The organism is Mesorhizobium sp. M0478, assembly GCF_040321305.1.
Taxonomy (GTDB): Bacteria; Pseudomonadota; Alphaproteobacteria; order Rhizobiales; family Rhizobiaceae; genus Mesorhizobium.
Genome location: NZ_JAMYRH010000007.1, coordinates 58,021 through 68,562 on the forward strand (window position 1 = coordinate 58,021; position 10,542 = coordinate 68,562).

Below are 10,542 nucleotides of genomic sequence, written 5' to 3' on the forward strand. Positions count from 1 at the left end.
CACCAGTCAAAGGAGAGCCTTCATGCCTATTGTTACCGTCCAGCTCACGCGCGAGGGCACCGAGCCCGGTTTGGACCATGTTACGAAGGAGCAGAAAGCAGCCATCTACATGGGCGTGAGCGAGGTACTGCTCGACGTTCTCGGGAAGCCGCTGGACTGGACGTGGGTAGTGTTTGAGGAAGTGGAGATGGAGAATTGGGGTTGGGGCGGAATGCCCGTCGCCGAATACCGCAAGCTGTTGGCAGTAAAGGGCGTTTGAGTCCCACTGCGTCTCCCCCGAAAGGCATGCCGGTGTTTCAGCTGACATGGTTTGCCTTCGACGTCGGCGACCGTGACGTATCCCACCGTCGAGGTGGATCGGTTGGGACTATTCTACGGTGAAGCGGGCCCGTGCGATGCATTGACCATCCTGCTGCTCCACCGCTTCCCGTCGTCGTCGCGCATCTACGATTCGCCGGTGCCGCTGCTGGCCGAGCCGCTATGATTCGGGAGATGCCCGAGATCAGACCAGGGTGCTTCAATAGACCAAGGTATCGCCCACACGTTCGTCCAATATGAAAGGTCTCCTGCGCCACCCTAACTCTGCGACACAACGAAAATAGGAGTGATCGCAATGCGCCGACAAAAATGGCCTGCCGTGCGAGGTTTAGTCACCGCAGTTTCGGCGGTAGCGTTGGTCGTCAGCAGCGGCCAACCCGGGCGAAGCTCCGACCATTTCGACTCTCCGGCCATGACCGGCAACCCGCAGGCAGATATCGGCGATGTCTATGCCTGGACCGCGCCAGAGGGCGATCGGTTGAACCTGGCCATGACCGTTGTCGGGCACACCTTCTCGGACCGGCTCCAGTACATATTTCGTATTGACAGCGGGAAGGCGTTTGGCCGCACTACTGCCTCGACGGAGATCATCTGCCGGTTTCCGGCGCCGAAAATGGCAAGCTGCCAATTGGGCACCGTGGATTCAGTGGAAGGCGATGCCAGCGACGCGAAGGGGCTGGAGAGCCGCAACGGTCACTTTCGGTTGTTCGCCGGGTTGCGGGACGATCCGTTCTACAACAACGTCAAGGGGTCATTGGCCGCCTATGGGGTTGTGTTGGCCGCGCTCAAGAGCGGTGCCGCGCAACCCGACGAAGCCGGATGTCCGCAGCTGGACGAGGAAACCATCGCAAAGGTTGGCGACCAATGGCGCCATACCGACGGCGGCCTGGCCACGAACCTCCTCGCCAACTGGACCGCCTCCGCCATCGTCGTCTCGGTCGACCTTGCGGTCGTGTCGAAGGGCGGGGCGATACTGGCGGTGAGGGGTTCATCGACAACATCGGCCAAGACGCTCGATCGGATGGCGCGGCCGTTCGTGGGCAACACGCTGCTCGGCGTTTCACCCTTCTCGACTGATGATGCGAGCGGTGACGAGCGGGAAGCGTTCAACACGGCGAGCGCGAAAGCCAGGATGTCGTATATGGCGCGGATCGAGAAATCTCTGGCGTTCCAGGACAGCCTCGACGGCAAGTGCGGCAATCAGTTGCTTGCGAACAGGTTCCCGGCCCCTTCACAACGCTACCGTGCCCTTGCCACCATGTTCGTGGACGACCGCCTATGGGTGAACAGTGCGGCGCGGATCTGCCGGCAGTTTCTAGCGGTCGAGCTCGCGTCACTGGCCAAACTTTCGCTGTTCGACGCCGATTGCGGTGGTCGCAGCCCGACCTACGACACGCCGAACATGTGGCGGTCGTTGCTGGTCAGCGGGACGACGGACGATATCGCCTGGGACGGCTTGCGTGGCGACGAGCATCCGGCTTCGGCGACGATTTTCCCGTTCCTGGCGCCGCCCGATCCCAAGGGCGTGGACCATTGACCGTGAGGATGTCCGACCGAAACTTTCGAATCTCCGCGGCGGTGGCGGCCGTCGCCGGTGTGTTGCTGATCTCCGGATCGGCGCAAGCGCATACGGGAACCGGGCTGCCCGGGGGATTCGGTTCGGGGTTTTGGCATCCCCTGAACGGGGCTGACCATCTGCTGGCAATGGTGTCGGTGGGCCTTTGGGGCGCGTTCCTGGGGCGCCCTCTCATTTATCTGCTGCCGGTGATCTTCCCAACGGTCATGGCGGTCGGCGCCGTGCTCGGCATGGTCGGGTTGCCGGCACCACCGGTGGAGATCGGCATCGCGCTATCGGTTCTGGTGCTCGGGAGTTGCATCGCCCTGGCCATCAGGGCTCCCGTATGGGTCGCGGCCATCATCGTGGCTGCTTTTGCGCTGTTCCATGGCTACGCCCATGGCAGGGAGCTGCCGTCGGCGGCCGATCCCGTTGCCTACAGCGCAGGCTTCGTCCTCGCGACCGGCCTGTTGCACGTAGCGGGCATCGGCATCGGCGCGCTGAATGCTTATCGCTGGGGTAGTATCGCGGTACGCCTGGTGGGCGGTCTTATCGCCGCTACCGGCTTGTGGTTTCTCCAAGCGGCGGTGAGCGTGTGAGGGGCGGAGCACTTCCTCCAGCCCTGCTGCTGGCGGCGCTGGCTCTCGCGCTCGCTTTTGCCTCGCCGCGCGTTCGGATCGTCAGCCTCATTGCGTTGGCCATCACGCTTGGCGCGCTGTCGCAACTGGAGCTTCCGCGCGGCTGGTTGGAGATAGCCTTTCTCGGGTGCTGGGCAAGCACCGTGGTGAATGCCGCCACTGTGCACTTGCCCGGCGGTGTTGGGTGGCGTAGCGGGCTCGCCCTCTCGCTCAACTCGGGGGTGTGGGTCACCGCGGTGGTCCGGCTCGCTGGCTCGCCATCGGACCTGCCAAAGGCGTGCTTGATGTTGATCGTGCTGATACCCGCCGGCTGGCTGGTCGCTCGGCGGGCCCCGATCGCCGTCAAGGTCGGGTCGAGCTGGCTCATCGCCATAGCCATTCTGTGCGCCACACTGCCGTTCCTCCCCGTTACACCGGGCTACTTGCCCGATCATCTCGAATAGGGCCGCCATGAACCTTGATCATCCCAAGCGCTCCATTCGAAGCCTACGCCGACGCGCGCGCCTGGCGCTCGCAATCGTGCTGTGCTGCGGTGGCGCGCCGGTTAATGCCCATGACTTCTGGGTCCAGCCAAGCGCGTTTTGGCTGTCGCCCACGGCCATCACGACCATGACGCTGCAGGTAGGACACGGTCCTGCCCGCCAGCGTTCACCGATCACGCTTCGCCGCATCATACGATACGAAGCGTTTGCTCCAGATGGGTCCAGGGCCGATCTCAAAGAGCGATTGCAATTGGGTGCGCCGTCAGCAGATGGATCCTTCGTCTTCCAGAAGCCCGGTGCCCATGTAATCGTCTTCCAGACGGACGACCGCGCCCAAGTGCACCTCCCGTTCATCAGATTCAACGATTACATCAAGGCCGAAGGATTGACGCCGGCGATAGACCAACGGGTTCGGCTCAATCGGATGGACCGCGACGGATCGGAGAATTATAGCCGGTGCGCGAAGTCGATCGTGCAGGTGGGGGGCGCAGTTGCGGGTAACCAGTCGCAGGCCACCCGTATCCTAGGCTTGCCCCTCGAGATCGTACCGGATCGCAGCCCCTATGCGCTGCCACGATCCACCACGCTTCCCGTGCGCGTTCTTTATCTCGGGCGGCCGCTGGTGGGCGCGTTGGTGAAGCTGACGCGCCTAGAGGACGACGCCGTGCCGTTCGAGATGCACCGCACGGATCGCGCGGGACGCGCCACCTTCGCCATGCCGTCCGGTGGGACTTGGTTGCTGAATGTCATTTGGACCAGGGTCCAGCCGAGCTCGGCCGAGACCGATTTCGAAACGACGTTTTCCAGCCTGAGCTTCGGTTTTTCACCGAACCGGGCAGTTCGGACGCCTTAGCCATGGCGCAGCTTGGGCCTCGGAAGCGCCAGCTGCCGTGTGCAAGCTACGTTGCTGTTTCAGCCGGCGCATGGTCACGAAAGACGTCGTTCATGGCGCCGAAATCCTCCGGTGGCCGGGTGCGGGCCAGATAGAGCTGAAACGGGTGCGAGTAAGCATCGTGACGTCGCGGCCACCATACGCTTTGCACGCCGGGGCTATGGTAATACATGCGGACCATATTTTCCCAACCGTGCCATTGAGCCGGCTCCAGAATCCCAGCCTCTCGCTGGTACCACGCATTCTCCGCGAGTTTGAAATAGGAGAACAGGAAATAATGCGCGATGATCCGCTGCTCGCGGCTCGACGCGTTCCAATCCTGAGTTACAATCGCCAAGGCTTCGCCCAGGGCCGGCGCTTCCATCCCCGGAATATTGAGGCAGGCGATCGACGTGGAAAGCGAGTCGATGACCGCTAGTTTTTGAAAACGCACGCTTTGCCGAACCTGAAGTCCGACGAAGAACAGCGAACCCAGCACCCCGAGTGCCGCAATTACCTGTCCGACGGAGGCAGCGTCTTGCAGCGACATTTTGGTCTCCTCGTCCAGACCGCCTTGGCCTTTAGAATGTCAGCTCGCTCTTGCCCGGCCACGCCTACGCCGCGTGCGCTGGCATATCCACCGGTGTGGTGGACCCATTGGAGGTTGGGGCGAAGCTGCAGGTAGCGAAGAGGCCGGAAGCCATAATGGAGCTCGAGCTCGAGTTCCGAGGCTTGGCCCGGTCGCTCCGCGAGCAACTCCGCTCGGGCCAAGCGACCGTCTACGTGGGCTCTGGCAATGCCGAACCCCAGTTCGCCGCTCGGCACGCCGGCGATCAGGCCCTTCATCTGGGAGCCGACATTGAACTCCTCGGTCTCATCGACTTTCTGGCGTCGCCCACCCGTGTAGTTCCACGCCGCTTCCGAGATATAGTGGCTGCTGACAATGATGCCCTCGCTTGCGAGGAGGGGCTTCAAACCAAGCCAGTCGTCGCCCAACCTGAGTGGCTCGCCAAATTGGTTCGGCGCCGAAGCAGGTCCGGCCGCCGACCCGTCATCCTCGGCATCCGTAGCGATCCCAGTCGTACCAGCTGATTGTCCGCGAGCCGCTCCGGCAAACGCGACGGGCGCCAGAAACGTAAATACGGTGATCATCTTTATTGCGCGGGTCACTCGCCCTCCGTCGGAGATCAAGACCTTCTTCACGATCGGAGATCGTAGCGAATGCTAATAGGGTTATTGTTCCTTGGTATTGCTTCGAGAAGGTATCTGAACTCCAATATGAAGGGTGCGATTGTGTACGTCGTCCGATCGACCCAATTCTTGAGATCGGGTTTTCGATAAAAGAACGGGGCGACCATAGCATTCAAAGTACGGTGATTCTCGCGCTATCGGGGCTAGGTTGCCTGGTGGCGCTGAATCAGTTCAGTGGCCGCTAGATCGGCGGCAGGCGTCCGCACCTTCTCCGATACCAAGCCAGCGGATCGGTAAGCAGTTCCGTATCACACGTGTCACCCGGCCTATTGTCGAGTGACGATCGATCGGCTGCCCTACAATATCTTTGGCTCCGACGCGGGACCGGAGTTAGCGCGCGTTCTGACGTCCGGCCGCGTACCGCACTGCCTGATCTTTTCGTGCGGCTGAGCCGGGCGGCGGTCCTGTCGATCGTCTCGATCCGTGGCCGGGCGTCGGGCGTCGGCAGCGAAAGATCTCGGCTACAGCCACCGCAATCTGCCGAGCCAGGCAGGCCACGATGCCCCTTTCATGGCGCGCATCAAATCCGGCACTGAGGTCATAGGACGAAAGTATCCGTAACGATTGAAGAGGCGACGCGAAGTGCCAAGGGGTAAGGCCCGCACCACCACCTTCGCCCTTCTCGCTCTGATGCGCGGCGCAGGACCCCTATCGAGTAGGTTCTCGGCGTGCCAAGGCGTCGCCCGCGCCGGCTCAGAGACGGATCGATACCAAAGGCCAACTTAAAACCCGTATCAGGGAAGCCACATTAAACCTGTCGGCGCGCGCCGTGGCGGCCCGGGAAGACTTTGAAAACTCTCTCAATAGGAGTCGCGGATGGCCCAAGTACGTGTTGAGGATGAAATCTATGAAATGCCCCCGCACAACGGCTTTATTGTCGCGCATTTTCTGACAGTCGCCGACATTAGACGCTCGGCACGATTCTATGAGATGGTCTTCGGAGGCCGCATCCTGAGCCTGGGCGATAGCAATGGCGCGCCGGGTTACATCCAGATCGCCAACACGTGGCTCATCATCAACATCGGGGGCGGCCCCACACCTGACAAACCGTCGGTGACGCTCGGTGTTCCCCGCGATCTTGATTCATTCAGCAGCTTCATGAACATCCGCGTTGCTGACATCCACGGTTGCTATGAACGCTGGCAAGCCCGGGGCGCTGAATTCATCACGGAGCCGATGGAAAAGTACGGCGAGACTCGCTGCTACATTCGCGATCCAGACGGCTACATCATCGAAGTGGGTCAGAGTAAGCCGGGTGTCGTTTACGGTTAGCCTTGGAAGGACGCACCAGTCCGCAAAGATCCGCTTTTCACTATAGATTGCTGGGCTGTACAGCGAGGGGTTTGTCGGCGCGGGGCCGAGCGGTCCGGAGCCCGGCGCGTAGTATTTCGCCTGGGGTTCGGACAGCGAAGATCGCTCATCTGCAGCGGTCCGCAATGGATGCCTTCGCGCTGTCGACCGGACGGCAAGGGTCGGGCCCGCGCCTTCTTTCCCGGGGTGACTTGGGCGGCTTCGGATCCGAAATTGTGTCAATCGCCCGACTGGCCTGCTGTCGTGCCTTCCGCGAGCCGGAATGCATAACGATTGCGGATGTGGTTGTTGAAATGGCGACCTTTTGCAAAGGCAGATTTGAATGCAGCATAGGCCTCAACCGGCACGTCCAAGAACTCGTAGTGTTTCCCGCTGGCCACAAACCACACCGAAAGAACCTTGGTATTCGTGTCATAATCGAACTTGCGTATGGAGGTCGACGGCATCGTGTGTCCCAAAACTCAGCCAAAGCCATCGGCCGAGCCGGCTATCTACAGGCTAAAGCTGTATTCGAAAATGTGGCCACGTTTTTCGTCGGTGACCCTGATCCAGATGGGTTCGCTTGTGCGCAGCGTGACGTTCCGTTCGGTAGCGTCCCGTGCTGCCCTGATCGGCGTCGTGGCGTTGACGATGTGGGTAGCCGTCACGGTTTCGCCCTCCATTTCCTCAACGTGATATTTCGGCAAAGTGCGCTCCTAGCTACCCTTTGATGCTCGGCGCCGGCGGCTTCTGCCTGTTCTCCCGAAGCCGCTTGAAGCGCAGAAAGGCTTCCGCCGCATAGTCGGAATGCGCGCGAGATGGTCCATTGGTGTGCAGGATCACTTCCGCCGTATCCTTCGACAGGCCATGCTTTTCCATGAAGAATTCGAGTTCGTAGGGGCACAGGTCCGATGATGCGCTGGTCGTTTTAGCGTGAGGCCTTACCCACTTCACTGGTCCAACTCCAAGGGCTCGTGATCCGGCTGCTCGTGCCACATCACCTGGCGGAAATCGCGGCGGTCAACCTGCTGGCCGCAAATTGCGCACGTGTGAAAATGGTCGTGCCCGTTCGGCTCGTGTGGCTTGCCGGGCATCGGTGGACCAAGGTCGACAATTCTTGTCATCCCCATCGAACACGGCTGCTCTGGTAAAGTTCCGTCAGTTTGGTTTTCTCAGTTGGTGAAAGACATCGCACCAAAAGCGGTAGTCATCTGGTCGGCCGTCGAAATGCGCCTCTAAAGCGCTGTGCGCCACGGCGGTCGGCGCTTCCATCCCATAGAGTTCGATCGCAGCTTGAGCGGCCTCATCTCGGTCGACGAGATCGGCAATCCTCAAAGCGGCAAGATCAGCGCTCCGCATTGCGAGCCTTCCAGTGTGAGTTCCGAGCCTAAGACGCTCTTTGCCCCTTGGGAACCTTTTTAGCGCAAGCTAATTGAATCGCCGGGTTGTGGGTGCGTTTCATGCGTTTGAAGTTCGTCGAGCCTTTGCTGCCGACCCTTGTCGAGAAGCCTCCTGAAGGCGAGGAATGGATTCACGAAATCAAGTTCGACGGCTACCGCAGCCAGATCATCATCGATCGCGACGTGCGCATCTTCACGCGCAACGGCCACAATTGGACGGCAAAATACAGGGATCTGGCCGGCGTCGCGAAGCGCCTTGGCGTTGAGAATGCCATCATCGACGGCGAAATAGTCGTTCTCAACGAAGCCGGCCTTTCGGACTATCAGGCGTTGCGCAAGGCCATCACACGACGCCAGCACGATCTCTACTTTGTCGCCTTCGACCTACTTCACCTCAATGGCCACGATCTGCGGGACATGGATCTCGAGGACCGACGCGAAATCCTGGAAGGCATCGTCCTGCCTGATGATCGCATCCAGTTCAGCCAAGCGCTGCCTGGTGACGCCAAAGCCATATTCCACCTGATCGACGAGGCGGGCATTGAGGGTATGGTATCCAAACGCCGCGACAGCAAATACCGCAGCGGCCGGTCGACCGCCTGGCTGAAGGTCAAAAGCTACATGGTGGAGGAATACGATTTGCTCGGCAACTCCTTCCCGATCTGGAACGGTGCGCCTAGCCTAACCTACCCGATCATTATCCGCGAAGAGCTGTCGACAAGCATGGCTGGCTTCGTCTCGGCAAAGTGGGGCCTTGTGCCCGGCTGGGCGCGCGACGGCGGTGGGCGACCACCTCCCGTCAATGCGCGGTGCGAAACCGTCTCGACCAATGGCCTGTTCCGGAAGGCCTATGCCTCACGGCGCTGCCTGGTGCCGGTCGACGGATACTTCGAATGGCACAAGCTCGATGCCTCGGGGAAGAAAAAACAGCCCTACGCCATCGCAATGAAATCGGGGGAGCCCTTCGCGATGGCCGGCATCTGGGAAGAATATGCCGACAAGGTGACTGATGAGCTTATCCGCACCTTTGCCATTGTCACTTGCGAGCCGAACGAGTTGATGGCGACCATTCACGACCGCATGCCAGTCATCCTGGCGCCGGAGGACTACATGCGCTGGCTTGGGCCGGAGCAGGATCCTCACGACTTGATGGAGCCATTCCCGTCCGATCTGATGACGATGTGGCCGATCGACAGCAAGGTCGGCAGCCCGCGCAACAACACGCCCGACATCATCGACAGGATAGGTTTGGGACCAACCGACCTGTTCGACGTTTGATCATTCCATGTCGGGAACGTCGCCGCTGACGAATAGCGTCGTGGGCGGGCCTAGCGCAGGGTCGGCATCACGGCTCCAGGCGATAACGCCGAGATGATTGGAGGCCAGTCCCTTGGCAGTGCAGATCGCGCGATCCTCGCTTTGTTGATCGGTCGGGCCGTACGCAGTGAAGAGATCGCCGTCTTCTCCGCGGTCGAAGGCCACGACAACGATCAGCTTGGGTTTTTTCTGTTCGGGCAAGACGTTGTCGGTCATTGAACTATGCACTTCCGTCGGTGGCGCTGTCATCATCGAGTGCGTACGGCACCGGCAGAAAGGCGTTGGCAATTAGCCAGCCGCCAATGATGGTCTTCACCAAATCGCGCTTCGACATTTCCATCTCGGCCGCAATTCAAAGCTGCCACGCAATTGAGGGGCGAACGGATGCAAGACCTCATCGAATTCGTCCAGGCCAACTCGGCGCTGGGTTGGACAATCCTATCGCATCGTCGCCGATCAGCGGCCGGACTGTCGAGAGCCGGGAACACGCGCGATCTCCGCCGGTCGGCTTCGACGCAAAACATGCGGACCACCGCGGACGGGGACAGTCGGTCCCGCGTCCCGTCCTGCGGCCGGCGCTATGCTGACGCTCCTACGGCTGTCCCGTTCACCGCCCGCGGCGGGGGCGAATTTCCTCCGTCCTACGTGCGACAAACGTCCACTGTCGAGGACGCGCGCAGGACTGCGGTTTATACGCCGTCTTACATAGAGCGCCGACGGTCGCCAACGCCGAGATCAAGGAGGCAGCGGCGCGTCGTCTGGAAAGCGAATAAGGACGCCGTCTCCGCCACTATGCGCTACCGTCGGTTTCGCTCTCCTCGTCAACCATGCGCACCGGCAGATAGGCGTTCGTCTCCAGCCACTCACGCAACACAATCTGAATGACCTCCGATCGGCCCACCTTCATCTCAGCAGCTATGCTGTTGAGCGCATCCTCAGTCGCCGGCTCAAGGGACACGCCGGCAACGTTCCTGAGCATCAACGCTGCGCGACGAAGGATGATCTGCAGGTCCGGCCGCGAGATGTCCCCTATGCGATCCGCGGCACTTTCAAGGTCTTCGGCAAAGGACGGGCGGGTCATCGTTTTCTGTCGCGCCGTTCTCGGCGCTCTTTTGCTTTTTGCAACTCAGCGGCGATGTAGGCGGTGGCGTGGTCGGTCGCCCGCCTCGTATTCTCACGCTGCCGTTCCAACTCCTGCGGCGGGTAGTACGTCTTGAGAACAGCTTCGGCGTCAGCAGTCGTCGACAGCAGCTTCCATTCCTGCGCAGCGGCGGAAGGCTTTTGAGCCAACCGTTCTTTTGCCACGGTCAGCACGGACCCAGTAAACCAACGTCGCATTTCATCAGGATTGCGGAAACGGTGTGCAAGCGCAAGCCTCGCGGCCTCGGTGCCGTTCACCTGCCGACGGCTGCCAAAGCAA

At 60.8% G+C, this 10,542-nt stretch carries 17 protein-coding genes and 2 pseudogenes; 10 read left to right on the forward strand and 9 right to left on the reverse strand.

From position 1 onward, the window contains the following. Positions 1-22 precede the first annotated feature (22 nt). The 6 genes from NKI64_RS17780 (at position 23) to NKI64_RS17805 (ending at position 3,846) form a co-directional block, all read left to right on the forward strand. Positions 23-259, forward strand: coding sequence for a tautomerase family protein (locus NKI64_RS17780; protein WP_352669065.1), 237 nt, complete (start codon positions 23-25; stop codon positions 257-259). Positions 260-361: 102 nt separating this feature from the next. Beyond that, the gene (locus NKI64_RS17785) at positions 362-484 is read left to right on the forward strand and encodes a hypothetical protein (protein ID WP_352669068.1); all 123 of its coding nucleotides are present in this window, start codon (positions 362-364) and stop codon (positions 482-484) included. Between the two features lie 129 nt (positions 485-613). Beyond that, a complete protein-coding gene (locus tag NKI64_RS17790; protein ID WP_352669070.1) occupies positions 614-1,855 on the forward strand; it encodes a hypothetical protein in 1,242 nt (413 codons plus the stop codon). 8 nt (positions 1,856-1,863) lie between these two features. Then, entirely contained in the window at positions 1,864-2,472 is a 609-nt protein-coding gene (locus NKI64_RS17795; protein WP_352669071.1) for a HupE/UreJ family protein, read from the forward strand. Next, positions 2,469-2,954, forward strand: coding sequence for a hypothetical protein (locus NKI64_RS17800; RefSeq protein ID WP_352669073.1), 486 nt, complete (start codon positions 2,469-2,471; stop codon positions 2,952-2,954). The genes NKI64_RS17795 and NKI64_RS17800 overlap by 4 nt, the downstream gene beginning before the upstream one ends. Positions 2,955-2,961: 7 nt before the next feature. Then, positions 2,962-3,846, forward strand: coding sequence for a DUF4198 domain-containing protein (locus tag NKI64_RS17805; protein ID WP_352669076.1), 885 nt, complete (start codon positions 2,962-2,964; stop codon positions 3,844-3,846). A gap of 46 nt (positions 3,847-3,892) precedes the next feature. Here NKI64_RS17805 and NKI64_RS17810 read toward each other — a convergent pair whose 3' ends face one another. Both NKI64_RS17810 and NKI64_RS17815 read right to left on the reverse strand, forming a co-directional pair. Further along, positions 3,893-4,414, reverse strand: a complete 522-nt coding sequence (locus NKI64_RS17810) for a hypothetical protein (protein ID WP_352669078.1) — start codon at positions 4,412-4,414, stop codon at positions 3,893-3,895. Beyond that, a complete protein-coding gene (locus NKI64_RS17815) occupies positions 4,378-5,067 on the reverse strand; it encodes a carbohydrate porin (RefSeq protein WP_352669080.1) in 690 nt (229 codons plus the stop codon). Before NKI64_RS17815 ends, NKI64_RS17810 begins: the two co-directional genes overlap by 37 nt. Before the next feature lie 410 nt (positions 5,068-5,477). Here NKI64_RS17815 and NKI64_RS32145 point away from each other — a divergent pair. Together NKI64_RS32145 and NKI64_RS17820 are read left to right on the forward strand one after the other, a co-directional pair. Beyond that, positions 5,478-5,567: pseudogene (locus NKI64_RS32145) on the forward strand (enoyl-CoA hydratase/isomerase family protein); the annotation flags it as partial. A gap of 364 nt (positions 5,568-5,931) precedes the next feature. Next, positions 5,932-6,387, forward strand: a complete 456-nt coding sequence (locus NKI64_RS17820) for a VOC family protein (protein WP_352669082.1) — start codon at positions 5,932-5,934, stop codon at positions 6,385-6,387. Between the two features lie 257 nt (positions 6,388-6,644). On the opposite strand, the gene NKI64_RS17825 is transcribed toward NKI64_RS17820, so the two are convergent. From NKI64_RS17825 to NKI64_RS17840, 4 genes are all read right to left on the reverse strand, one after another. After that, positions 6,645-6,872 carry a KTSC domain-containing protein gene (locus NKI64_RS17825; RefSeq protein WP_352669084.1) on the reverse strand — a complete coding sequence of 76 codons (228 nt, stop codon included), beginning with the start codon at positions 6,870-6,872 and terminating at the stop codon, positions 6,645-6,647. 45 nt (positions 6,873-6,917) lie between these two features. Next, complete coding sequence (locus NKI64_RS17830; RefSeq protein WP_352669087.1) at positions 6,918-7,112, reverse strand: hypothetical protein; 195 nt, start codon at positions 7,110-7,112, stop codon at positions 6,918-6,920. A gap of 13 nt (positions 7,113-7,125) precedes the next feature. Next, entirely contained in the window at positions 7,126-7,284 is a 159-nt protein-coding gene (locus NKI64_RS17835) for a hypothetical protein (protein ID WP_352669089.1), read from the reverse strand. A gap of 279 nt (positions 7,285-7,563) precedes the next feature. Beyond that, positions 7,564-7,764: a Y4oE-related protein gene (locus NKI64_RS17840; RefSeq protein ID WP_352669091.1), complete on the reverse strand. Its 201-nt coding sequence runs from the start codon at positions 7,762-7,764 to the stop codon at positions 7,564-7,566. Positions 7,765-7,865: 101 nt separating this feature from the next. On the opposite strand from NKI64_RS17840, the pseudogene NKI64_RS17845 reads away from it, so the two are divergent. Both NKI64_RS17845 and NKI64_RS17850 read left to right on the forward strand, forming a co-directional pair. Next, positions 7,866-8,408, forward strand: a pseudogene (locus NKI64_RS17845) (ATP-dependent DNA ligase); the annotation flags it as partial. A gap of 18 nt (positions 8,409-8,426) precedes the next feature. After that, on the forward strand, positions 8,427-9,083 hold the full coding sequence (locus NKI64_RS17850; RefSeq protein ID WP_352669418.1) for an SOS response-associated peptidase: 657 nt from the start codon (positions 8,427-8,429) through the stop codon (positions 9,081-9,083). Here NKI64_RS17850 and NKI64_RS17855 read toward each other — a convergent pair whose 3' ends face one another. From NKI64_RS17855 to NKI64_RS17865, 3 genes are all read right to left on the reverse strand, one after another. Then, entirely contained in the window at positions 9,084-9,338 is a 255-nt protein-coding gene (locus NKI64_RS17855; protein WP_352669093.1) for a hypothetical protein, read from the reverse strand. Positions 9,339-9,912: 574 nt separating this feature from the next. Continuing rightward, the gene (locus NKI64_RS17860) at positions 9,913-10,203 is read right to left on the reverse strand and encodes a hypothetical protein (RefSeq protein WP_352669096.1); all 291 of its coding nucleotides are present in this window, start codon (positions 10,201-10,203) and stop codon (positions 9,913-9,915) included. Beyond that, positions 10,200-10,520, reverse strand: a complete 321-nt coding sequence (locus NKI64_RS17865) for a hypothetical protein (protein ID WP_352669098.1) — start codon at positions 10,518-10,520, stop codon at positions 10,200-10,202. The genes NKI64_RS17860 and NKI64_RS17865 overlap by 4 nt, the downstream gene beginning before the upstream one ends. Positions 10,521-10,542: the final 22 nt, after the last annotated feature.

Coding starts and splice junctions, on each gene's coding strand:
- NKI64_RS17780 (WP_352669065.1), top strand. CDS start 23: ATGCCTATTGTTACCGTCCAGCTCACGCGCGAGGGCACCGAGCCCGGT.
- NKI64_RS17805 (WP_352669076.1), top strand. CDS start 2,962: ATGAACCTTGATCATCCCAAGCGCTCCATTCGAAGCCTACGCCGACGC.
- NKI64_RS17840 (WP_352669091.1), bottom strand. CDS start 7,764: ATGCGGAGCGCTGATCTTGCCGCTTTGAGGATTGCCGATCTCGTCGAC.
- NKI64_RS17810 (WP_352669078.1), bottom strand. CDS start 4,414: ATGTCGCTGCAAGACGCTGCCTCCGTCGGACAGGTAATTGCGGCACTC.
- NKI64_RS17835 (WP_352669089.1), bottom strand. CDS start 7,284: ATGGAAAAGCATGGCCTGTCGAAGGATACGGCGGAAGTGATCCTGCAC.
- NKI64_RS17825 (WP_352669084.1), bottom strand. CDS start 6,872: ATGCCGTCGACCTCCATACGCAAGTTCGATTATGACACGAATACCAAG.
- NKI64_RS17795 (WP_352669071.1), top strand. CDS start 1,864: ATGTCCGACCGAAACTTTCGAATCTCCGCGGCGGTGGCGGCCGTCGCC.
- NKI64_RS17855 (WP_352669093.1), bottom strand. CDS start 9,338: ATGACCGACAACGTCTTGCCCGAACAGAAAAAACCCAAGCTGATCGTT.
- NKI64_RS17820 (WP_352669082.1), top strand. CDS start 5,932: ATGGCCCAAGTACGTGTTGAGGATGAAATCTATGAAATGCCCCCGCAC.
- NKI64_RS17790 (WP_352669070.1), top strand. CDS start 614: ATGCGCCGACAAAAATGGCCTGCCGTGCGAGGTTTAGTCACCGCAGTT.
- NKI64_RS17860 (WP_352669096.1), bottom strand. CDS start 10,203: ATGACCCGCCCGTCCTTTGCCGAAGACCTTGAAAGTGCCGCGGATCGC.
- NKI64_RS17850 (WP_352669418.1), top strand. CDS start 8,427: ATGGTGGAGGAATACGATTTGCTCGGCAACTCCTTCCCGATCTGGAAC.